The sequence below is a fragment of the Pseudomonas sp. N2-3-1-14 genome, assembly GCF_041228395.1.
GTDB lineage: Bacteria > Pseudomonadota > Gammaproteobacteria > Pseudomonadales > Pseudomonadaceae > Aquipseudomonas.
This window is the reverse complement of record NZ_CP166199.1, coordinates 3,959,657-3,982,478: the sequence shown is the minus strand read 5'-3', so window position 1 is coordinate 3,982,478 and position 22,822 is coordinate 3,959,657. Positions and strand designations below refer to the sequence as shown.

At 61.1% G+C, this 22,822-nt stretch carries 19 protein-coding genes; 4 read left to right on the top strand and 15 right to left on the bottom strand.

All coding sequences use genetic code 11. From position 1 onward, the window contains the following. Positions 1-58: 58 nt before the first annotated feature. The 7 genes from AB5I78_RS18220 to AB5I78_RS18190 all read right to left on the bottom strand — a co-directional run bounded on the left by AB5I78_RS18220 (position 59) and on the right by AB5I78_RS18190 (position 6,209). The gene (locus AB5I78_RS18220; protein ID WP_145163748.1) at positions 59-1,021 is read right to left on the bottom strand and encodes a TRAP transporter substrate-binding protein; all 963 of its coding nucleotides are present in this window, start codon (positions 1,019-1,021) and stop codon (positions 59-61) included. A 51-nt stretch (positions 1,022-1,072) separates the two neighbouring features. Further along, positions 1,073-1,948 (bottom strand): SMP-30/gluconolactonase/LRE family protein, encoded by an 876-nt coding sequence (locus tag AB5I78_RS18215; RefSeq protein ID WP_145163750.1) that lies wholly within the window; start codon positions 1,946-1,948, stop codon positions 1,073-1,075. 26 nt (positions 1,949-1,974) lie between these two features. Further along, the gene (locus AB5I78_RS18210) at positions 1,975-2,799 is read right to left on the bottom strand and encodes an NAD(P)-dependent oxidoreductase (protein ID WP_145163752.1); all 825 of its coding nucleotides are present in this window, start codon (positions 2,797-2,799) and stop codon (positions 1,975-1,977) included. A 197-nt stretch (positions 2,800-2,996) separates the two neighbouring features. After that, the gene (locus tag AB5I78_RS18205; RefSeq protein ID WP_369303038.1) at positions 2,997-4,259 is read right to left on the bottom strand and encodes an OprD family porin; all 1,263 of its coding nucleotides are present in this window, start codon (positions 4,257-4,259) and stop codon (positions 2,997-2,999) included. Between the two features lie 261 nt (positions 4,260-4,520). After that, positions 4,521-5,378, bottom strand: coding sequence for a copper homeostasis membrane protein CopD (gene copD, locus AB5I78_RS18200; RefSeq protein ID WP_369303037.1), 858 nt, complete (start codon positions 5,376-5,378; stop codon positions 4,521-4,523). A gap of 3 nt (positions 5,379-5,381) precedes the next feature. Further along, positions 5,382-5,747, bottom strand: coding sequence for a copper homeostasis periplasmic binding protein CopC (gene copC, locus AB5I78_RS18195; RefSeq protein ID WP_369303036.1), 366 nt, complete (start codon positions 5,745-5,747; stop codon positions 5,382-5,384). A gap of 18 nt (positions 5,748-5,765) precedes the next feature. Beyond that, the gene (locus AB5I78_RS18190; RefSeq protein WP_242199306.1) at positions 5,766-6,209 is read right to left on the bottom strand and encodes a GNAT family N-acetyltransferase; all 444 of its coding nucleotides are present in this window, start codon (positions 6,207-6,209) and stop codon (positions 5,766-5,768) included. Positions 6,210-6,352: 143 nt separating this feature from the next. On the opposite strand from AB5I78_RS18190, the gene AB5I78_RS18185 reads away from it, so the two are divergent. Continuing rightward, positions 6,353-6,973: a TetR/AcrR family transcriptional regulator gene (locus tag AB5I78_RS18185; RefSeq protein ID WP_145163765.1), complete on the top strand. Its 621-nt coding sequence runs from the start codon at positions 6,353-6,355 to the stop codon at positions 6,971-6,973. Between the two features lie 225 nt (positions 6,974-7,198). Here AB5I78_RS18185 and preA read toward each other — a convergent pair whose 3' ends face one another. The 3 genes from preA to hydA all read right to left on the bottom strand — a co-directional run bounded on the left by preA (position 7,199) and on the right by hydA (position 11,426). Next, the gene (gene preA / locus AB5I78_RS18180) at positions 7,199-8,473 is read right to left on the bottom strand and encodes an NAD-dependent dihydropyrimidine dehydrogenase subunit PreA (protein WP_369303035.1); all 1,275 of its coding nucleotides are present in this window, start codon (positions 8,471-8,473) and stop codon (positions 7,199-7,201) included. After that, positions 8,473-9,840, bottom strand: a complete 1,368-nt coding sequence (locus tag AB5I78_RS18175) for an NAD(P)-dependent oxidoreductase (protein ID WP_242199307.1) — start codon at positions 9,838-9,840, stop codon at positions 8,473-8,475. Before AB5I78_RS18175 ends, preA begins: the two co-directional genes overlap by 1 nt. Positions 9,841-9,986: 146 nt before the next feature. Beyond that, on the bottom strand, positions 9,987-11,426 hold the full coding sequence (gene hydA / locus AB5I78_RS18170) for a dihydropyrimidinase (protein ID WP_369303034.1): 1,440 nt from the start codon (positions 11,424-11,426) through the stop codon (positions 9,987-9,989). A 589-nt stretch (positions 11,427-12,015) separates the two neighbouring features. On the opposite strand from hydA, the gene AB5I78_RS18165 reads away from it, so the two are divergent. After that, entirely contained in the window at positions 12,016-13,503 is a 1,488-nt protein-coding gene (locus AB5I78_RS18165) for an NCS1 family nucleobase:cation symporter-1 (protein WP_369303033.1), read from the top strand. A gap of 180 nt (positions 13,504-13,683) precedes the next feature. Then, positions 13,684-14,967, top strand: a complete 1,284-nt coding sequence (locus tag AB5I78_RS18160) for a Zn-dependent hydrolase (protein WP_262206063.1) — start codon at positions 13,684-13,686, stop codon at positions 14,965-14,967. A gap of 78 nt (positions 14,968-15,045) precedes the next feature. On the opposite strand, the gene AB5I78_RS18155 is transcribed toward AB5I78_RS18160, so the two are convergent. From AB5I78_RS18155 to AB5I78_RS18140, 4 genes are all read right to left on the bottom strand, one after another. Continuing rightward, positions 15,046-15,504 (bottom strand): transposase, encoded by a 459-nt coding sequence (locus AB5I78_RS18155; RefSeq protein ID WP_242199316.1) that lies wholly within the window; start codon positions 15,502-15,504, stop codon positions 15,046-15,048. Between the two features lie 554 nt (positions 15,505-16,058). Beyond that, the gene (locus tag AB5I78_RS18150; protein WP_369303032.1) at positions 16,059-17,489 is read right to left on the bottom strand and encodes an efflux transporter outer membrane subunit; all 1,431 of its coding nucleotides are present in this window, start codon (positions 17,487-17,489) and stop codon (positions 16,059-16,061) included. After that, positions 17,473-18,639: an efflux RND transporter periplasmic adaptor subunit gene (locus tag AB5I78_RS18145; RefSeq protein ID WP_145163782.1), complete on the bottom strand. Its 1,167-nt coding sequence runs from the start codon at positions 18,637-18,639 to the stop codon at positions 17,473-17,475. Before AB5I78_RS18145 ends, AB5I78_RS18150 begins: the two co-directional genes overlap by 17 nt. After that, positions 18,629-21,850, bottom strand: coding sequence for an efflux RND transporter permease subunit (locus tag AB5I78_RS18140; protein WP_369303031.1), 3,222 nt, complete (start codon positions 21,848-21,850; stop codon positions 18,629-18,631). Before AB5I78_RS18140 ends, AB5I78_RS18145 begins: the two co-directional genes overlap by 11 nt. A 226-nt stretch (positions 21,851-22,076) precedes the next feature. On the opposite strand from AB5I78_RS18140, the gene AB5I78_RS18135 reads away from it, so the two are divergent. Next, the gene (locus tag AB5I78_RS18135) at positions 22,077-22,487 is read left to right on the top strand and encodes a hypothetical protein (RefSeq protein ID WP_106578850.1); all 411 of its coding nucleotides are present in this window, start codon (positions 22,077-22,079) and stop codon (positions 22,485-22,487) included. On the opposite strand, the gene AB5I78_RS18130 is transcribed toward AB5I78_RS18135, so the two are convergent. After that, entirely contained in the window at positions 22,484-22,645 is a 162-nt protein-coding gene (locus tag AB5I78_RS18130; protein ID WP_178119724.1) for a hypothetical protein, read from the bottom strand. The two genes, AB5I78_RS18135 and AB5I78_RS18130, sit on opposite strands and share 4 nt — an antisense overlap. Between the last annotated feature and the right edge of the window lie 177 nt (positions 22,646-22,822).

Sequence of the window (22,822 nt, the reverse complement as noted above, 5' to 3'; positions counted from 1 at the left end):
CCGTAACCGGGCACGTCAGTGCGGACCGCGCCGGGCCTAGCTAAGAGGAGGAGGGGGCTTACTCGACGGCGTCGATGCGCTCGATGATGTCGGCGTAAGCTGCGCCGTACTTCGCGCGAACGGGCGCGGTGGCCTCATAGAAGGGCTTTTTGTCGACGGTGATGAACTCGACGCCGGCGGCCTTGAGCTTGGTTTCGCTGCTGGCGGACTTGGCGTCCCACAGCACGCGCTCATCGGCCTGGGCAACCTTGGCGGCGTTTTTCACCATGTCCTGTTGCGCGGGGGTGAGTTTGTTCCAGGTGATTTTCGACATCACGATGGGTTCGGGCAGGATCAGGTGTTCGGTGAGGGTGTAGAACTTGGCGTTCTGGAAGTGGTTGTGCTCCAGCAGGGTTGGCGGGTTGTTTTCCGCGCCGTCAATCACGCCGGTCTGCAATGCGCTGAAGATCTCGCCGGTGTCCATGGCAATGCCGTTGGCGCCCATTTCATTGAAGGCGTCGATAAACAGCGGGTTGCCTTGCACGCGAATCTTCATGCCCTTGAGGTCTGCGATCGAACGCACCGGTTTCTTGGTGTAGATATTGCGCGTGCCGCCGTCCATCCAGGCCAAGGCTACCAAGCCGAATTCGGAGTCGGTGATCTTGGCGAGGATCTCGTCGCCGATCGGGCCATCAATGACCTTGCGCATGTGCGCCTGGTCGCGGAACACGAACGGCAGGTTGAACACGTTCACGTCCGGCACCACCGGGCCGACGATGCCGAGGCTGACCCGGGTCATCTGGATTGCGCCGACCTGGGCCTGTTCGACGACTTCTTTTTCAGAGCCCAGGACACCGCCTGGGAAGTACTTGAAGGTCAGTTCGCCGTTGCTTTGCTTAGTCAGGGCTTTACCCATGTTCTCTTCAGCGACGACGGTGGGGTAGCCGGCGGGATGGATGTCGGCGAACTTGATTTCCAGCGCGTGGGCGGCGCTGCTGAGGGCAACGAGTGTGGCGGCGAGCAAGGTGCGTTTGAAGTCCATGGAATGTCACTCCTGTGTTGTTATTTTTGTATTCAAGGCACAGCAATGCAGCTAGAGGGTGAAGCGCGGTTCGGGCAGTCCTTGGACGCCGGGGTTGAGGGCGAATACGCCGCCGGACAGCGACTGTTCACTCTGGTCATCACGGATCGAGGTGACAAACAAGGTGTCCAGGCGGCTGCCGCCAAAGGCGCACATGGTGGGTTTTTTCACCGGCACGGTGAGGGAACGGTCCAGGCGACCGTCGGGGGTAAAGCGATGAATCAGCCCCGCGTCGTTGGCGCAGATCCAGTAGCAGCCGTCGGCGTCGACGGCCGCGCCGTCGGGGCGACCGAGAAACTGCTGCATGTCGACAAACACGCGACGATTGGAGGGCGTGCCGGTTTCGGTGTCGTAATCGAAGGCCCAGATCTGCTGCACCAGCGGGTGTGAGTCCGAGGCATACATCGTGCGGCCGTCCGGGCTGAATGCCAGGCCGTTGAGGGTGATAAACCCGTCCAACTGGGCATGCGGCGCGGCACCGCAGGCATAGCGGTAGAGCGTGCCCTGGGGCGCATTCAGGCCCATGTTCAACACCATGCTGCCGGCCCAGAAGCGACCCTGGCGGTCACAGCGGCCGTCGTTGAGGCGCATGTCGGGGCGCGGGTGCTCGACACTCGCCAGCGCGGTGGTGTCCAGGCTGCCGTCATTGTGTGGCGTGAGTTGGAAAAACCCGGTTTCCATCCCGGCGACCCAGTTGCCCGCCGTGGTGCGCGCAATGCAGGCGAGCATCTGCGGGGCTTTCCAGGCGGCACTGTGGCCGCTGGCAGCGCTCCAGCGCTGCAGGCCGCCGTTGGGGATGTCCACCCAGTACAGCGCGTTTTCCTCAGGCACCCACACCGGGCATTCGCCCACGGCATTGCGGGCGTCAACAATCAGTTCAGCAGTCATGGCAACTCATTCCCTTGGGTGTGCAGTCAGTCACCGAACGGCCCCGCCGCGCAGAAGGCGCCGCCCTGATAGACCTTGGCCGGGTCATCGGCGGCGACCGGTGGCTGGGTTTCGACTTGCGCGCGGAACACTTCGGAGCTGTCCTTGGGGGTGAAACCCAAGTGTGCGGCGTAGCGGTTGTCCCACCAGGTATCGAGGTTATCCGACATGCCGTAGACCACCGTGTGACCGACGTTCGGCGTGTACAGCGCGCGTTCGAGCAACTGAGTGAGGTCATCGAAGCTCAGCCAGGTGTGCATCATCCGGCGGTTTTGCGGTTCGGGGAACGAGGAGCCGATGCGGATGCTCACGGTCTCGATGCCGTAGCGGTCGAAGTAGAAACTCGCCATGTCTTCGCCATAGGACTTGGACAAACCGTAGTAACTGTCCGGGCGGCGAGGCGAGCGGGCGTCGAGGGTTTCGCCTTGCTTGTAGAAGCCGATCACGTGGTTGGAGCTGGCGAAGATCACACGCTTCACACCGTGGCGGCGAGCGGCTTCGTAGATGTGGAACACGCCGCTGATATTGGCGCCGAGGACTTCTTCGAACGAGCGCTCCACTGAAACGCCCCCGAAGTGCAGGATGGCGTCGACGCCTTCCACCAGGTGGTGCACGGCTTGTTTATCGGCAAGGTCGCAGGGTTGCACTTCTTCGGATGCATCGGCCGCCGGCGCCATGTTGGCGATGTCCGACAGGCGCAGGACTTGGGCGTAAGGGCGCAGGCGTTCGCGCAAGACTTTGCCCAGGCCGCCGGCAGCACCGGTGAGCAACAGGCGGTTGAATGGAACAGGCGTGGTGGTAGAGGTGGTCATGAGGGTTCCATTGTTGTTGTAGGTTGTCGTATGACTTGCCGAAAGTATCGTTAGGTCGTCCCTGGCTTGTCAACGCCCTTGCTGACGAGTGCGATCAAACGTGGGAGCTGGCTTGCCTGCGATAGCAGTCTGTCAGTTGACAGATGTTTTGCTGGTACACCGCTATCGCAGGCAAACCAGCTCCCACATTCACCGCATTACAGCAGCGAAATCGGATAGCTGATAAAAATCCGATTCTCATCAAATTCATTGTTGCTGAAGTCCCGACGCAGGGTCGAGTTCCTCCACCGCACGTTCAAGTCCCTCAGTGCGCCGCTCTGCACGGTGTAGGCCAGTTCCGATTCGCGCCCCCATTCCTTGCCGTCGGTGATCGCTCCGGTGTGTACGTTACTGCCGCTGATATAGCGGTTCATCATGGTCAGCCCCGGAATGCCGAGCACCACAAAGTTGAAGTCATGGCGCACCTGCCAGGATTTTTCCTTGGCGTTATCGTAGCTGGCGTTGTAACTGTCGTTGGCGAGCGTGCCGCCGCTGGTGCCGTTGACCCGCATCCACAGGCTGTCACCGGTGAGCTTTTGCAGGCCGACATAAAACGTGTTGCCGTTGTAGCGGGCCGAGAGCAGGGCGGACATGGTCTTGTTGTCGAGGTCGCCGGCCAGGGCGCTGCCGTCTTCCTTGCCGGTGAAATAACCGAGGTTGGCGCCCAGGGTCCAGTTGCCTACCGGCTGGCTGTGGGTCAGGTTGAAATACTGTTGCTGGTAGATATCCGTCAGTTCGGCATACCAGACGCCCACCTGAGTGCGCTTGTCGTTGAAGCTGTACTCGCCGCCGCCAAAGTTAAAACGGTCGGAGGTGAACGCGGCCTTACCGTTCATGAACATGTCTTCCATGCTCGCGTCATTACGGGGGCTGTTACCGCGAAACTGCCCGCCGTAGAGCGTCAAGCCGGCAATTTCATTGGACGTGACCTGACCGCCGCGAAAGGTCTGAGGCAGCGAGCGGCCGTCGTCCGAACGCAGGATCGGCAGCACCGGCATCCATTCGCCGACTTTCAGTTCGGTCTTCGACAGTTTGGTTTTCAGGGCCACGCCCAGACGGCCGAAATTGTCAGCCGGCCGGCCGTCGCTGTGGATCGGCAGCAACTGAGTGCCCCCCGTGCCTTTGCCGCCATCGAGCTTTTGCGAATACAGGCCCAGCACGTCGAGCCCAAAGCCCACGGTGCCCTGGGTGAAGCCGGATTTGGCATCGAGGATGAAGTTTTGCGTCCATTCCTCGGCCTTGGCTTGCGGGTAAGTGGGGTTGGTGAAGTTGCGGTTGAAGTAGGCGTTGCGCAGGTTCAGCGAGGCTTTGGCGTCTTCGAGAAAACCATCGGCATGTGCGCTGAGGGGCAGGGTGAACGCCAGGCTGCCGAGACCGATAAGGCCGATACGCGAGGAGGAATTGCGGGCGAATTGACTCACAGAGAAGCTCCCTTTTTCTTTTGTTGTTTTTATTATTTGTTATACGTCGTCGTACAACATTGGGCGGGATATTTACGGGGTTTCCGTGGGGTGTCAAGCGGAAGTTGTACGATGACGTCGCGTGTGCCGATCAAAAGCGGGCACGGTCAATGTGGGCGCTGGCTTGCCTGAGATGCAAACACCTCGGTGTATCAGGTACACCGAGTGGATGCCATGGCAGGCAAGCCAGCGCCCACAGGGATTGCATTTCAAAAGCGATGTTCAGTTGGCCATGACCATCGGCGGCAGTGTGCCCAGCAGCGAAACGGCGGCTACAGCTGAAACACCCAGTAACCATTCGAGCATGACGCTGGCCTTCAAACTGCCTTGGCGTTCTTCGCAGCGCTCAATGCGCAACCGGTTCAGCAACGCCAGCGCCAACATGCCCAGCACCAGCAGCACTTTGATCAACAGAATCAGCGCGAACCCGTTGAACAGCGGCGTGGGCCACAGTTGCCCGGTCAGTACGCGCACGTTGATCAAGCCCGTCACCAGCAACCCGGCGACCAGGCCGTAACCCACGCCGCTGAAGCGTTTGAGAATCGGCTGCAGCGCATAGCCCTGCGGCTGCCTGAAGATCAGCACCAGCACGAGCAGCCCACCGAGCCAGGCGCCGACGCACACCAGGTGCACCACCTGGTTGAGGATCAGCAATTGCCCGCTCAAGCCATTAAGCATGGCGCCATGGCCGACCGGCGCCAGCGTTGCCAACAGCAGCGCAGTCAATGGCAGGCGCAGGGCTGGCCAGGGTTTGATCAGCGCGATCACCAGTAGCAGGTTCAGCAACAGATGCCAGACCCACACCTGGCCGAAAAAGGTTTTGCCCAGCACCAACTGCACGGTGGCCGGTTGCAAGGCCGCGTCCCAGCTGCCGGCCATGCTGGCGGTGATCAGCAGCAGCCAGGCCACGCCAGAGCCCAGCCCCAGCCAGGCCAGCGCGCGGGTGATGCGCAGCAGTTGCCGGTCCAGCGCCGGCTGCGGTTCAGCGCCCAACAGCCAGGGCCTGAACACACAGGCCCCGAACATCAACAGCACGACGATGAAATGCAGGAAGCGGCACAGCACCAGCAGGGTCGCCATGGGTTATTGGCCGACCTTGAAGCTGTAACTGCCTTCACTCTTGTGGGTGTCCACGGACACGGCGTGCCATTCCACTTTGTAGGTACCGGCGGCCAGCGGTGCCGCCGGCGTGACCACCAGGACTTTCTTGTCGGCGTCCGGGGTTTCCAGGCCTTTGATCGCGACTTCGGTGCCGTCCTTGCTCAGGGACACTTTGGTGAACGTCGCTTCGACGCCTTCGGTGAAGGTCAGGCGCAGGTCAGCGGGCGCGGCGACGGAGCTGTCAGCCGCCGGTGTCGAACTCTTGAGGTGGGCATGGGCAAAGGCCGCCGAAGCGCCCAGCAAGGAGGCGAGCAGGGCGATTGTGGTCAGGGTTTTCTTGATCAACATTGTTCAATACCTTCAGGTTTAGAGAGTCGGTAAGGCCATGTGCAGCAAGGGAAAGGGTTTGCCTTCGCCATCCAGCGGCGAGCGCGCGACCTGGATGAAACCGTAGTGCAGGTAGAAGCCCACGGCCTGCGGGTTTTGTTCGTTTACATCCACCGTCAGCGTGTCGTGGCGCGCGCGGGCGTGGTCGAGCAATTGGCGGCCGATGCCCTGGCCACGGCGATCGGGGTCGATAAACAGCATTTCTACATTGTGCCCGCCGGTGCCGATAAAACCGGCGATGCCGTTCTGGTCTTCATAGACCCAAACATCGAGGGCCGGCATTGGCAGGTAAGCGTCGCGTACCAGCGGCAGTAAACGCTGGATGTCATCCTCGGGGAGGAAGTCATGGGTGGCCCGCACCGAGCGTTCCCACAGTGCTCCCAGCACAGGGTCGTCGGCGGCCACGCGAGGTCGGATAGTCATGGCAATGATCCTTCATGGGGATCGCGATCCTAACCAATCCGTTTTGCAGGGGAAAGGTTCGCGTAAGAAGTTTCATTATGCCTTGTCGCCGCGATCTAGAGCCGATGGTAGTCTTGAGGCCATGTTGTTGTCGGGGAGCCCTTATGGGCAATCACAAGATCGGAATTCGGCGGGTCAACGTCGAAAAAATCCTGCTGGCGGCGGAGAAAATCTTCGCTGAAAAAGGCTACGGCAGCACCGCCATGGCTGACATCGCTGAAGAAGTGCAACTGCCACGCTCCAACCTGCATTACTACTTCACCACCAAAAGCGAACTGTACAGCGCGGTGCTGTTCGACCTGCTGGAGGTGTGGAAGCAGGATGCCCTGAGCTTTGAAACCTTCGATGACCCGCGGGTGGTGCTCAGCAGCTACATCCGCGCCAAGATGCAGCGCTCGCGTACGCGGCCGTATGGCTCGAAAGTCTGGGCCAACGAAATCATCCACGGCGCGCCGACGCTCGGTGAGGCGCTGGACGAAAGCCTGTACGACTGGGCCAAGATGAAAGAAGCGAAAATTCGCCAGTGGGTGGAGGACAAACGCATCCTGCCGGTGGAGCCGTCGAGCCTGCTGTACATGATCTGGGCATCGACCCAGCACTATGCCGACTTTGACCATCAGGTGAAGATTCTGAATGATCACCAGCCGTTGTCGGACATGCAGTTCGAGAAGGCGATTCAGACGGTGACCGCGGTGATTTTGCGCGGCATTGGGTTGGAGCCTTAAGCCTTGTGTGAAGGCTGAAGGCCCTATCGCAGGCAAGCCAGCTCCCACAGTTGACCGCATTTTGCCTGAAGGAATGCAGTGGGCTGTAAGGCGGTCCAGTTGGGTTGGAGCCTTGAGCTTGTGTGAGGGCTGAAGGCCCTATCGCAGGCAACCCAGCTCCCACACTTGAATGTGTTCACCGATCAAATGTGGGAGCTGGCTTGCCTGCGATAGCGGTCTGCAGGACTACACCGCCTCCCGATACGGATTACGTGGGTCCTGCGTCCAATTCAAAAACGGCTTGCCCGTGTCCATCGGCACCATCTCGATGCAATCGGCCACCGGGCAGGTGATCTGGCACAGATTGCAGCCTACGCACTCATCATCGATCACCTCGTATTTATGCGTGCCATCCACTTGCTTCAAGCTCGCGATAGCCTGGTGCGACGTGTCCTCACAGGCAATGTGGCAACGCCCACAGCCAATGCAGGCTTCCTGGTCAATCTTGGCGATCACCTGATAATTGATATCCAGGTACTTCCAATCGGTGGTATTGCCCACCGCGCGCCCGGAAAATTCCTGCAGGCTTTTGTAGCCTTGGCTGTCCATCCACCGCGACAGCCCGTCCTTCATCTCTTCCACAATCCGAAACCCATGCAACATGGCCGCCGTGCACACCTGCACCGCGCCGCAACCCAGCGCGACGAATTCCGCCGCGTCGCGCCAGTTGCTGATGCCGCCAATCCCGCAAATTGGCAGGCCTTGGGTCTGCGGGTCGCGGGCGATTTCCGCGACCATGTTCAACGCGATCGGCTTGACGGCCGAGCCGCAATACCCGCCATGGGTACTTTGGGTGCCGACCACCGGCAGGGCGACCATGCGCTCAAGGTCGACACTGGTGATGGAGTTGATGGTGTTGATCAGCGACACCGCGTCCGCACCGCCGCGATACGCCGCACGCGCCGCCACGCGGATGTCGGTGATATTTGGCGTGAGCTTGACGATCACCGGCAGCGAGCAATACGTCTTGCACCAGCGCGTCACCTGTTCCACGTACTCCGGCACCTGGCCGACCGCTGCGCCCATGCCCCGTTCGGGCATGCCGTGGGGGCAACCGAAGTTCAGCTCGATGCCGTCGCAGCCGGTGGCTTCCACCAGCGGCAGGATGTTTTTCCAGGATTCTTCAACACAGGGCACCATCAGCGACACAATCAGCGCGCGGTCCGGCCAGTCCTTTTTCACCTGGGTGATTTCGCGCAGGTTGATCTCCAGCGAGCGGTCGGTGATCAACTCGATATTGTTGATGCCCAATACCTCACGGTTGGCGCCGTAATGCGCGGAATAGCGTGACGACACGTTGACCGCCGCCGGGTCTTCACCGAGGGTTTTCCAGACCACGCCGCCCCAGCCGGCTTCAAAGGCGCGGACCACGTTGTAGGCCTTGTCGGTGGGCGGTGCGGAGGCCAGCCAGAACGGGTTGGGGGCTTTGATACCGGCGAACACAATCGAGAGATCGGCCATTACGCAGCCTCCACATTCAGCATGAGTTGGGCGTGCATGGCTTCAGCCGCCAGCTTGCCGTGTTGTACCGCCTGCACGGTGAGGTCCTGGCCGAGGCTGACGCAATCGCCGCCGGCGTACACCCCGGGAATGCTGGTGCGCAGGTGTTCGTCAACAAAGATGCGTTCGCCCACGCGGTGCAGTTGCTGGGCCAGCGGATCGTGCAATGCCTCATTGTCGAAGCCCTGACCGATGGCTTTGAAAATCGCATCGGCAGCCAGTTCGAAGGTCTCGCCGGTAGGGTGCAAGCGGCCGTTGTCCATGCGTGTGCGAGCGAAGCGCATGCCGCGCACGTGGCCTTGATCATCCAGCAACACTTCTTCGGGTTGGGCCCAGGTCAGCAGGCGCACCTGATTGGCCTTGGCGATGTCCTGCTCATGGTGGGTGGCGCCCATGTCCGCCAAGCCACGGCGGTACACCAGGTTCACATCGCGGGCGCCGAGGCGGGCCATTTGTACGGCCATGTCGATGGCGGTGTTGCCCGCGCCAAGCACGATGCAGCGGTCGGCCAGCGGCAGTTGGCTAAGGTCATCGGCCTGGCGCAGTTCGCGGATGTAGTCGGTGGCGGCAAGCAGGCCCGGAGCGTCCTCGTGTGGCAGGCCGAGCTGTTTGCTGGCGGCGAGGCCGAGGCCAAGAAACACGGAGTCGAATTGCTGGTGCAGTTCGCTCAAGGTCAGGTTGTCACCCAGGCGCTGGCCGTGGCGGATTTCGATGCCGCCAATCTCGAGCAGGAAATCCAGCTCCTTCTGGGCAAAGTCATCCACCAGTTTGTACTTGGCGATCCCGTATTCATTCAGGCCACCGGCCTTTTCCCGCGCTTCAAAAATCACCACATCATGGCCGTGCAGGGCGGCGCGATGGGCACAGGCCAACCCCGCAGGCCCGGCGCCGACCACGGCGATGCGCTTGCCGGTCGGGGCGGCGCGCTGGAAGGGGTGTTCGCTGAAGTGCGCGTTGTCGATGGCGTAGCGTTGCAACAGGCCGATCAGCACCGGCGCGCATTCTTCGGCGTTGTTACGCACGCAGGCTTGCTGGCACAGAATTTCGGTGGGGCAAACCCGTGCGCAACTGCCGCCGAGGATGTTGGCCGAAAGAATCTTCTGCGCGGCGCCCTGGACGTTTTCAGTGTGGATATTGCGGATGAACGACGGGATGTCGATCTCGCTGGGGCACGCATTGACGCACGGCGCGTCGTAGCAATACAGGCAGCGCGAGGCTTCAAGTGCAGCCTGGCGGGCATTGAGGGGCGGCGCCAGGTCGGTGAAATGGCTGGCGAGTGTCGGCCCATCTTCATGGGGATGGGGGAGGTGGGTCAGGGTCTGGATCACGGTATTGGCCTCACGGTTTTTTGCCTCTGGCGGGCATTGATTTTTTTGTCGCTTGGACAGGCCTCATTGCAGGCAAGCCAGCTCCCACAGTTGGATTGTGTGAACCCGATCAAATGTGGAAGCGGGCTTGCCCGCGATTGGCGGTATCAGCGTTTCACAGCTACAGGCCTGGAATGCTCCGCCCGCTTGCTCAACTGCTCAAACACCGACGGATACGCCGGGCGTTCTACATACCGCCCGGCGCCGCGTTCGGCGCGCAGGTCGCCATCGGCCCAGACCAGCTTGCCCTGGCTGATGGTGTGGCTCGGCACGCCGCGTACGGTCTTGCCTTCGAAGATGTTGAAGTCGACTTTCTGATGGTGGGTCTTGGCCGAAATCGTCCGTGTACCCTCGGGGTCCCACAGCACCAAGTCAGCATCGGCACCCACGCGAATCGCACCTTTGCGTGGGTAAAGATTGAAGATTTTCGCGGTGTTGGTGGAGGTCAGCGCGACAAACTCTTGCATCGACAGGCGCCCAGTGTTGACGCCTTCGTGCCACAGCAACGCCATGCGGTCTTCGATACCGGCAGTGCCGTTGGGGATTTTGCTGAAATCGTCGCGGCCGGCGGCTTTTTGCTCGGCGCAGAAGCAGCAATGGTCGGTGGCGGTGGTGTGCAGGTTGCCCGATTGCAGGCCGTGCCACAGCGCCTCTTGATGCCCGCGCGGGCGGAAGGGCGGGCTCATCACGTAGCCGGCGGCGGTTTGCCAGTCAGGGTGTTGGTAAACGCTGTCGTCGAGCAGCAGGTGGCCGGCGAGCACTTCGCCGTACACCGCCTGGCCCTTGCCACGGGCGTAGGTGATTTCATCCAGCGCCTCCTTGGTCGATACGTGCACCAGGTACAGCGGCGTGCCGATGGTTTCGGCGATACGAATCGCGCGGCTGGCGGCCTCGCCTTCGACCTGGGACGGGCGCGACAGCGGGTGCGCTTCCGGCCCGGTGATGCCCTGGGCCATCAGCTTGCGTTGCAGGTGATACACCAGCTCACCGTTTTCTGCGTGCACCGTCGGCACTGCGCCGAGTTCCAGGCAGCGCTCAAAGCTGGCGACCAGGGTGTCATCAGCCGCCATGATCGCGTTCTTGTAGGCCATGAAATGCTTGAAGCTGTTGATGCCATGGTGGCTGACCAACTCGGCCATTTCCTCGCGCACCTGCTCGCTCCACCAGGTGATCGCCACGTGAAAGCCGTAGTCGGAGGCAGACTTTTGCGCCCAGCCGCGCCACTGGTGGAAAGCTTCCATCAAGGATTGCTGCGGGTTGGGAATCACAAAGTCGATGATCGAGGTGGTGCCGCCCGCCAGACCTGCCGCGGTGCCACTGAAAAAGTCTTCACTGGCCACGGTGCCCATGAAGGGCAATTGCATGTGCGTATGCGGATCGATGCCGCCGGGCATCAAGTATTGGCCACTGCCATCGAGTATTTCAGTGCCGGCGGGAATATCCAGATCCGTGCCAATAGCGCGAATTAGACCGCCTGCGCAAAACACATCGGCGCGGTAACTTTCATCATGGGTAATAACGGTGGCGCCACGGATCAACAGCGACATGTCGAGTTCCTCACAGGCTTGACCGGCTTGTGCCAGTTCTAAGTGTTGTAATGCTGCTTGCCGATGATCAATTAAATCCTGTCATCGGTGACAGGAATAGAAACTAGCCCGAGTTTTTCGAATGAGCAAGAAGATTTTTTATAAGCTTATATCGTACTTAAGCAATTGATTTATAAGGATAAAAATATAAATTCACCAAAATGTGGCGGCCGTTCACCATTTTGACGCACTTGACAGGTTCTCAATGTGAGCAACATTTCTTATTGCAAATCAGACGCTTGAGACATGCCACTTGACGGCGACAGGAAATAAAAATAATTGTGTTGCACCAGATTGAGTCCTGACAGTTCGGCAACTTCGCATTATTTAGCCTGAGTGATGCGGCACGTTCCGAAGGCGCAATCGGAAAGCTGATTAACATCAGCACGTTATATAAGCGGTGCGGGTTCAAGGTGGCAGGTCGGCACGGTTATTGAGTGCAGTGGCGGCTGGCCGGACCCGTGATGTCATGTTGTTTACGAGGTACTCCGGCCACCCTGCGCTCAGCGTTGGGTGAGCAACAATAATTCGAAAAAACCGTGGAGCGGCCATGCAACAGAACAGATCGCAAGTCATTGAACGCAACGGCCTGTACGAACTCGACGCCGGCGCCGACGTCCTCGACAGCCCCCGCTACAACCACGACATGGCACCGACCAAGGTGCACGAACGCACCTGGAACAAGTGGCACATCACCGCGCTGTGGGTCGGCATGTCGATCTGCGTGCCCACTTACACGCTCGGCGGGGTGCTCACCGCCTACTTTGGCTTGTCGGTGGGCGAGGCGCTGATGGCGATTTTGCTGGCCAATATCGTGGTGCTGGTCCCGCTGACCCTTAACGCGTTTCCCGGCACCAAGTACGGCATTCCGTTTCCCGTCTTGTTGCGTTCGTCGTTTGGCATCCTCGGCTCCAACGTGCCGTGCCTGATTCGCGCGCTGGTGGCGTGCGGCTGGTTTGGCATTCAGACGATGTTCGGCGGGCTGGCGATTCACCTGTTTCTGGGCTCGATTTTCGAGGGCTGGAAATCCCTTGGCGGTACGGGTGAAGTCATCGGCTTCATGATTTTCTGGTGCCTGAACCTGTGGGTGGTGCTGCGCGGCGCCGAGTCGATCAAACGCCTCGAAACCCTGTCTGCGCCGCTGCTGGTGGCGGTGGGTATCGGCCTGCTGGTGTGGGCAATGCCGAACGTGTCAATCAGCGAGCTGATGGCGATTCCACCCAAGCGCCCCGAGGGCGCGAGCCTGACCGGTTACTTCATGGCGGGGCTCACGGCGATGGTGGGTTTCTGGGCGACGCTGTCGCTGAATATTCCCGACTTCAGCCGCTACGCCAAGAGTCAGAAGGACCAGATTCTCGGGCAGATTTTCGGCCTGCCTCTGACCATGTTCCTGTTCGCGGCCCTTGGCGTGATCATGACCGCCGCGTCGGTGAAACTGGTAGGCGTCAGCGTCTCCGACCCGGTGACCTTGATCGGGCACATCCAGAGCCCGGTGTGGGTGGCCATCGCGATGCTGCTGATCATCATCGCCACCTTGTCCACCAACACCGCGGCGAACATCGTCTCACCGACCAACGACTTCCAGAATATCGCGCCCAAGCTGATCAACCGCACCACTGCGGTGATCCTCACTGGCCTGGTGGGGCTTGCGTTGATGGGCCACGAACTGCTGAAAAAACTCGGGCTGATCGTCTCGGACGTGAGCCTGGAAACCGTGTATTCGAACTGGTTGCTGGGCTATTCAAGCCTGCTGGGGCCGATCGCCGGGATCATGGTGGTGGACTACTTCATCACCCGCAAACAGCAGCTCGACCTGGCCGGTCTGTACCGTGACGACGTGTACCCGGCGTGGAACTGGAGCGGTTTTATCGCCTTCGGCGTGCCCGTGGTGCTGACCCTGCTGTCGCTGGGCAGTGATGCGTTCAGCTGGTTCTACAGCTATGGCTGGTTTACCGGATCGGCGTTGGGTGGCGTTCTGTATTACGGGCTGAATGCCAAGCGCAGAGCCTTGCCGCTCGCAGTAAAAACACCCCTGTAAAAGGTTGAAATGCAATCCAAATGTGGGAGCGGGCTTGCCCGCGAATGCGGTCTTCCAGCCGACATTTGCAGCGACTGACACGGCCCCTTCGCGAGCAAGCCCGCTCCCACATTTTCAGACCCCATTTCCAACCGTTGGAATCGCGTCAATTCATAAGAAATGTAGCCTGAGGAGATCCCCATGAACGCTGCCATCGACGTTCTGCAATCCACCCATCAGCACATCAACCGCGATCGCTTGTGGCAGTCGCTGATGGACCTGGCCAAATTCGGCGCCACACCCAAGGGCGGCGTGTGCCGACTGGCCCTTACCGACCTCGATCGCAAAGCCCGTGATCTGTTTGTGCAGTGGTGCGAGGAAGCTGGTTGCACCGTGACCATCGACGCCATCGGCAACATCTTCGCCCGGCGCCCGGGTCGCAATCCCGACTTGCCGCCAGTGATGACGGGCAGCCATATCGACACCCAGCCCACCGGCGGCAAGTTCGACGGTTGCTTCGGCGTGTTGGCGGGTGTGGAAGTGCTGCGCACGCTCAACGACCTCAAGATCGAAACCGAAGCGCCGCTGGAAGTGGTGGTGTGGACCAACGAGGAAGGCTCGCGTTTTCCACCGTGCATGATGGGTTCGGGCGTTTTTGCCGAGAAATTTACCCTGGCCGAGACCTTGGCCAAGGTGGATGTGGAGGGCGTGAGCGTGGGTGATGCGCTTAATGCAATTGGCTATGCGGGCACGCGGCCGGTCAGTGGGCATAAGGTCGGGGCTTACTTCGAGGCGCATATTGAACAAGGGCCGATTCTTGAGGATGAAAAGAAAACCATCGGCGTGGTGTTGGGGGCTCTGGGGCAAAAGTGGTTCGACCTGAAACTGCGCGGTGTTGAGGCGCATGCGGGGCCGACGCCGATGCACTTGCGCAAAGATGCGTTAGTGGGCGCGGCGGCCGTGGTGGCGGCGGTGAATGCGGCGGCGCTGGGGCATCAGCCGCATGCGTGTGGCACTGTCGGGTGCCTGCAGGCTTATCCTGGATCGCGCAACGTCATCCCCGGTGAAGTGCGCATGACCCTGGACTTCCGTCACCTGGAGCCGGCACGCCTGGATTCGATGATTGCCCAGGTGCGCAAGGTGATCGACGAAACCTGTGCCAAGCATGGGCTGACGTTTGAGCTGGAACCCACCGCCGATTTCCCGCCGCTGTATTTCGATAAAGGCTGCGTGGACGCTGTGCGGGATGCGGCGAATGGGCTGGGGCTGTCGAACATGGACATCGTCAGCGGGGCAGGGCACGACGCGATCTTCGTCGCCGAACTCGGCCCGGCCGGGATGATCTTTGTGCCGTGCGAAGGCGGCATCAGCCACAACGAAATCGAGAACGCCGCACCGGATGACCTGGCGGCGGGGTGTGCGGTGTTGTTGAGGGCGATGGTGGCCGCTTCGGCAGCGATCGCCAGCGGCAAACTCGCTGCCTGACAGGCGGTTGAAAAATGTGGGAGGGGGCAATCCCCTTCCCACATTTGAGCTGTGCTGTTTGAACGGGTTTGCTGGGCATTAGACCCAAATTGCGTCCCATAACGGGTAGTCGCCAATCCGTTGCACCAACCCGGCCCGCAGTGGATTGGCCACCACATACCTGGCCATTTGCACCAAGTCATCCTCCTTGCGCAGCGCGCGGTCATGGAAACTTTCCTGCCAGAGCCTTCCCTTGCGCCCACTTGCGCCATTGACCGACCGCGTGCTCTTGGATTTCACATGCCGCATCAAATCTGCCAGCGAGCCTTTTTGCAGTTCAATAATCCAGTGGAAATGGTCCGGCATGATCACCCACGCCAGGGAGTTGGCGAGCCCTTGGTATTGGGCCAGCCGAAATTGCCAGACCACCAGGCGACCCAGGTGGAAGTTGCTAAAGATGGGAAGACGTTCGTGAGTGTTGGTGGTGATGAGGTAGATGCGGTTGGGTTCGCTGAAGCGTCCAATACGCAGGCGGTGTGAAGCGGGTAAGTCAGGCATTCCTTGGCCTCTCTCTGGGTGGGTGTTGAGAGGCTAGATCGGGTAATCCAGGAGTGATCGACAGGCTTTTGGCAGGATGTGTCTGGAAGGCCGCCATCGGGGGCAAGCCCCCTCCCACATTGGATCTGAGGTGTTCATACATTTTGTGTCTGGCGCAGGCCCCTGTGGGAGGGGCAAGCCCCCACCCAAATTGGATCTGAGGTGTTCATACATTTTGTGTCTGGCGCAGGCCCATTGTGAGAGGGCAAGCCCCCTCCCAAATTGGATCTGAGGTGTTCATACATTTTGTGTCTGGCGCAGAACCCCTGTGAGAGGGCAAGCCCCCACCCAAATTGGATCTGAGGTGTTCATACATTTTGTGTCTGGCGCAGGCCCATTGTGAGAGGGCAAGCCCCTCCCACATTGGATCTGAGGTGTTCACACATTGTGTGTCTGGCGCAGAACCCCTGTGGGAGGGGGCTTGCCCCCGATTGCGGTGTATCAGTTACAAATAAGCCTTATGGCACACCACCATCGAGGGCAAGCCCCCTCTCACATCTGGAACCGAGCTGAACCTACGAGCGATCTGAGGCGCCCGGTTGCCATCCACCGCCGAGCGCCGTCACCAACCCCACACTCGCCTGCAACTGCCGCGTCTGCACCGCCTGCAACGTCCTCTGTGCCTGCAACGCCGCTGTCTGCGCCGTCACCACATCCAGGTAACTCACGGCACCGGCCTGATAGCTGTTCATCGCCAGAGATTGCGTGTGCTGCGCCGCATCCGCCGCCGCTTGTTCGTCCTGCGCTTCCTGCTGCAAATCCCTTAGCTGCGCCAGGTTGTCTTCCACCTCGCGCACGGCTTTGAGCACATGGCTGCGGTACTGCGCCGACGCCTCTTCAAACTCGGCTTTGGCCTGACGTTCATTGGCACTCAAGCGTCCGCCATCAAAGATCGGCAAGTTCACCAACGGCCCCAGCGCCCAGTAGCGGTTACCGGCGGACAGCAGGTTGCCAACCCCCTGAGTTTGCCCGCCAATCAACCCGGTCAAGCTGAAGTCCGGGTACCACGCGGCCTTTGCCACGCCGATGTTGGCATTGGCAGCAAACACTCGGCGTTCCGCCGCCGCGATGTCTGGGCGCCGTTGCAACAGGTGGCTGGGCAACTGCGATGGAATCCCTGGCAGCGCAATCAATTGCTGGCTGGACGGCAAGCTGAAGTTACTGGCCGCCACACCCACCAATTCGCCAATCGCGTGTTCGGTCAGGTTGCGTTGCCCGCGCACTTCGTCCAGTTGCGCCTTGGCTTCGGCCAGTTGGTTTTGCGCACGGGTGAGGTCCAGCTCCGAGGCAATCTGGCCTTCGTAACGGCTGCGCGTGAGTTGCAACGCCTGGCTGAAATCGTCCAGTGAGCTGTTCAGAATCCGGCTCTGCGCATCCAGCCCGTTGAGCTGCACATACAGCGTCGCCAACTGGTGCTGCAGGCTCAGGCGCGCCACCGCCAAATCATCGCCGGATGCTTGCGCCTGGGCATCGCCAGCCGCGACCTGGTTGCGAATCTTGCCCCACAGGTCCAGGTCGTAGCTCAGCGAGAAGCCCGCCGTATTGCTGTTGTACACCGACGGCTGCGTATCCCCGCGCAGTGGTCGTGTGTCCGATTGCCGCTGGCGCAGCGGCTGCGCACTGGCAGTAATTTGCGGGAACAACCCGGCGTGCAACTGGCTGGCATACGCCTGGGACGCATCGAAATGCGCCAACGCCGCCGCCAGATCCGGGTTGGCCTTGAGCAGTTGCTGTTGCAGGTCGGTCAGGCGCGGGTCGTTGTAGAGCTTCCACCACTCGGGCGCCAGTTGGTCGGACGGCTGCGCGCTGTGCCACGGGCCATCGCTGGTCTGTTCGCGATAGCCGGCCGGCAGGTCCACCGACGGCACCTTGTAGGTGGGCGCCATCGAGCAGCCCTGCAACAGCAGCAGCATCAACGCCGCCAGGGGTTTAAGCCTTGGGCGCATGCGCACCTCCGGCGTCGGCCAGTTGCACGGGGTCGCCTTCGCGCAGGGCATCGGGCGGGTTGTCGACCACGCGGTCGGCGGGTTTCAAACCTTGGTCGATCACCAGCCGTTCGCCCAGGTCGAGGCCGATGTGGATGCCTTGCAGGTGCACGTGATTTTGCGCGTCCAGCACCGCAACCTGGGTACCTTGGGCGCGGAAGATCAGTGCGCTGGCCGGGATGCTCACGCCGTGGGTATCCGCCGGAATGGGCAGCGTGGCTTCGGCGTAATCACCGGGCAGCAATTCGCCGTTGGGGTTGTCGGCGACGAACTGCGCAAGCAGGGTGCCGGAGCGGCGGTCGATGGCCGTGGAGTCGCCGATCAGGCGCGCCTTGAAGTGCTCGCCGGGGTGCTCGGGCACCGTCAGCTCGGCTTCTAACCCTGGATGAATCACGGCTGCATAGTTCTGCGGCACGGGCACGTAAAGTCTGAGTTGATGGGTATCGGCAATGTTGAACAGCTCCGGATCACTGTCGGTATCAGCCTTGATCAACTGGCCAATATCGGTGTTGCGCGCGGTGATGGTGCCGGCGAACGGCGCGCGGATGGTCTTGTAGCTTTCCAGCGCCGACAGGCGTGCGTAGTCGGCGGCGGCCGCCTCGGCATTGGCTTTGGCGGCGGCAGCGTTGGAGGTTTTTTCATCGGCCTCCTGACGCGACACCGAATGGCTGGCCAACAGGTTCTGCCAGCGCGTGGCGGTGGTTTCGGCCAGGCGCGCGTTGGCTTGCTCCTGCACCAGCCGCGCGTGGGTCTGCGCCATTTGCTGGTCGAGGTCGGGACTGTCGATTTCGGCGAGCACTTGCCCGGCTTTGACCTGGGTGCCGATGTCGGCTTTCCAGTCCTTCAAGTAGCCGCTGACGCGTGCGTGGATCGGTGCCTTGCTCCAGGCCTCAAGGTGCGCGGGCAGGCGCAAGGTGTCGCCGGCCACGTTTTGTTTGGGCTGGAACACCATCACTTGCGGGATGGCGGCGGTTTCGGTCCAGGCACTCACCGATTGTTCGTGCATCGTGCGGGCGTGCAGGCCGTTGGCGACCAACAGGGCGGCCAGTGTCAGGCCGCCGACACCCATGAGCATCAGACGCTTGCGCGAGGGTTTGTGATCAGACGACATGTGAAGTTTCTCCAGCAGCAGCGCGAGTAGGGTGACGACCGTGGACCAGGCTGAAGACCACGGGTACAAAAAACAGGGTGGCGACGGTGGCGAAGATCAAGCCGCCGATCACCGCCCGGCCAAGGGGCGAGTTCTGCTCTTCGGACAACGCCAGCGGCAACATGCCGATGATCATCGCCAGAGCCGTCATGCACACTGGCCGGAAGCGCGTGTAACCGGCCTCCATCGCGGCCTTCAACGCATCGCCATGTTCGGCCAGGCGTTCACGGCAGAAGCTCACCACCAGGATCGAGTTGGCGGTGGCCACGCCCATGCACAGGATGGCTCCGGTCAGCGCAGGCACCGACAGCGAAGTGCCGCTGAGGAACAGCATCCACACGATGCCCGCCAGCGCGGCCGGCAAGGCGGTGATGATCACGAACGGGTCGGCCCACGACTGGAAGTTGACCACGATCAGCAAGTAGATCAGCACCACGGCGCCGAGCAGGCCGAAGCTCAAACCACTGAAGGCTTCGTGCAGCGCATCGATCTGCCCATGCAGGCTGATCACCGCGCCTTTGGGGCGCATGGAGGTGGTGTCATCCAGCACTTTTTGCACATCGCGCGCCACGCCGCCGAGGTCGCGGCCTTGCACGTTGGCATACAGGTCCAGGGTGGGTTCGATGTTGTAGTGGGTCACCACTGCCGGGCTTTGCACGCGTTCGATGGTGGCTACGCCGCCGAGAATTTGTGACTGGCCATCGGCCCCGGTGACCGGCAAGGCTTCCAGTGACGGCAGGCTGTCGAGGCGGTATTGCGGCGTTGCCGCCACGATGGAGTACGACACGCCGTTGGCCGGGTTGAGCCAGAAGGTCGGCGCGGTTTGCGAGCTGCCGGCGAGGGAGGCGACCATGCTGTTGGTCACGTCACGCTCGGTGATGCCCAGGCCATTGGCGCGCATGCGATCAACGTTAACTTGCAGCGATGGGTAGCCGGTGGACTGCTGGATGCGCAGGTCGGCGATGCCCGGAATGTGCGAGAGGCGACGTTCGAGTTCCACCGCGTAGGTGCGGTTTTCTTCATCGCTGCGCCCGGAGATCTTCACGTCCAGCGGGGCCGGTGCGCCGAAGTTGAGGATCTGGCTGCTGATGTCCGCCGGCAGGAACGCGAAGTGGCTGCCGGGGAAGCTTTCCGGCAAGGCTTCACGCAGTTTTTTCACGTAGTCGGCGGTGGGCGCGTGGTCTTTTTTCAGCGTGACCTGGATGTCGCCATCCTGCGGGCCGATGGTGCCGCTGCTGCTGTAGGCCATGTCGATGCCGCTGAGCGGAATGCCGATGTTGTCGACGATGGTGTCGAGTTCTTCGGCGGGTATCACTTCGCGAATCCGCGCTTCAATCCGGTCGAAGGCGGCGGCGCTTTCTTCAATCCGCGTGCCCAGCGGCAGGCGCACGTGAAGGGCGAGGGCGCCGGCATCGGTGGCCGGGAAGAAGTCCTGGCCCAGGCTGGGCAGCAGCAGGAACGAGGCAAGCACGCAGGCCAGGAAGCCGACGATAAAGCGCTTGCGGTTGCCCAGCGCGAGAATCAGCAAGCCGTGGTAAGTGTCGCGGATATTCGAGAAGTGGCGCTCGAAGCCTTGCTGAAAATTAAGCACCGATTGCAGCACGGCGTTGCGCGGTTTCTTGTGCTGATCGCCTTCGTGGTGGTTGATGAATGCATCTTCGAGGTGATGCCCTGCGCCTTGTTCCGGTGTGTGCGGCTTGAGCAGGAACATCGCCAGGGTCGGCACCAGGGTGCGCGAAAGGATGAACGAACTGGCCATGGCGAAAATCACCGCCAGCGCCATCGGCCGGAACAGGTAGCCGGCGATGCCTTGCAGCAGGAACATCGGCACGAACACGATGCAGATACACAGCAGCGAGACGAACGCCGGGCCGACGATTTGTGCGGCGCCGTCGAGGATCGCGGTCTTCACCGCCTTGCCTTGTTCCAGGTGCCAGTTGATGTTTTCGATGGTAACCGTGGCGTCGTCCACCAGAATCCCCACCGCCAGCGCCAGCCCGCCCAGGGTCATGACGTTGAGGGTTTGCCCGGTGACCGCCAGCAGCGCGATCGCCGACAGCACGGCCAAGGGAATCGATGCGGCGATGATCAGCGTCGAACGCCAGCTGCCGAGGAACAGCAGGATCATCGCACTGGTCAGCAGCGCGGCGATGATGCCTTCCTGGGCCACGCTGCCCACCGATTGCTTGACGAACACCGAGGCGTCGCCCAACAGCGAGGTCTTCAGCGACGGCGGCAGGGTTTCGTTGATGCGCGGCAACATCTGGCGGATGCCGTCGATGATCGACAAGGTCGAGATGCTGCCGTTTTTCAACGCCGGCATCAGCACCGCGCGGTGGCCGTCGACGCGCACGATGTTGGTCTGCGGCGGCGAACCGTCACGCACGTGCGCCACTTGGCCGATGGTGATCAGTGCGCCATCGACCGTCTTGATCGGCAGGTCGTTGAGTTCATCAATCGCCTTGGGGCTGTTGTTGAGCAGGATCGTGTATTCGTTGGGGCCGAGCTTGGCGGTGCCCACCGGGATGATCTGGTTCTGCAGCGCCAGGGCGTTGCCCACGTCCTGCGCCGACAGGCCTTTGGCCGCCAGGGCTTGCGGGTCGAGGTCGAGGGTGATCTGGCGCTGCTTGCCGCCCATTGGCGTGGGCATGGCCAGGCCGGGCAGGGCGCTCAGCGGCAGGCGAATGTTGTTCTGCACCAGGTCACGGATCTTGGCTTCCGAGAGGCTGGGGCTGGAGAACGCCATTTGCAGGATCGGCACCGTGGAGGCGCTGTAGTTGAGGATCAGCGGTGGCGTGATGCCCGGTGGCATCTGCTTGAGCACGGTTTGTGACACCGCGGTCACTTGCGCGTTGGCGGTGCGGATGTCGACCCCAGGCTGGAAGAAGATCTTGACGATGCCCATGCCGGGCAGCGATTGCGATTCGATGTGTTCGATGTCGTTGACGGTGGTGCTCAGGGAGCGTTCGTAGGTGTAGATCACCCGACCGGCCATGGCGTCCGGCGACAGGCCGTTGTACTGCCAGACCACCGCGACGACGGGGATGCCGATATCGGGGAAAACATCCGTAGGGGTTTTCAGGGCCGCCATCGGCCCGACGATACAGATGAATATGGCCAACACGATAAACGTGTACGGCTTTTGCAGTGCGGTCTTTACCAGCCCGAGCATGCGTGAACCTCCGAGGGAGCAGAATTGCAAACCCCGGCAGTCTTGCCCGACCCACCTAACACGCACCTTTCAGCCAGGTGAAGGAACATTTAGTTAACGGCTGAAGATCGTTTCATATGTATTCATTTGTTCTACAAAGGGCAGCTCTCCAAGCTTGTCTCCCATCGGACGCGACACATTTTGACGCCGTCCAACGTTTTTTTCTGATGTCCTTTGGAGCCCTGCCATGTCACTTAAACCATTGTTGTTGATCCCAGCCCTTGGTGCTGTTTTGTTGTTGTCGGCCTGCGCCGGCCCGATTCCCAAGGCTGACCCGAGCGAAGCCTGGATTGGTTTGAAAGAAGAGGCGCCGAATGACCTGATGGCCGAGCGTGTCGACGGCAAGCGCGTGGACGACGGGCGCTTTTTTGAGGTGACACCGGGTGACCATCGCCTGGATGTGACCTTATTCGAGGAGGAGGCGGGCGATGACAATCAGCAGGATTGCCAGGGCCGGGTCGAGTACAAGCATTTCCAGGCGGGTGAGCATTACACCCTGACTGAATCGAGCCTGGGCACCACCGTGCGTGCCGTCCTCAAGGACGGGCACGGCAAGGAAGTGGCAGCGACTCAAGACTTCAATTGCATGCCCGGCTAGGCGTGATGCACCGCGGCCTTGGGGTGTTTGGCCGGTGCAGCGGGTTTGACGTGGGGGTGATGATGCCGGCGAGTCACGCGCATGACCCCCCACAACATGGCGCTGGCTACCGCCAGCCAACCGCAGATCAACAGGAAAATCGTTGTTGCAAGGCTCATTCGGGCCTCCTTTCGCCCCGCAGGGGGCACACACAGTCTTCTCAATGGACAGTCTAGCTACCTGACGGTTGCCTGCTATTGACCAATGGTCGAGTCCATCCAACTTGTTTGCTCTATCCAGCGCATTTTACTGACGCCTCGGGCTATACCCGCCGTGCGGAGCATCCTATGATCAGG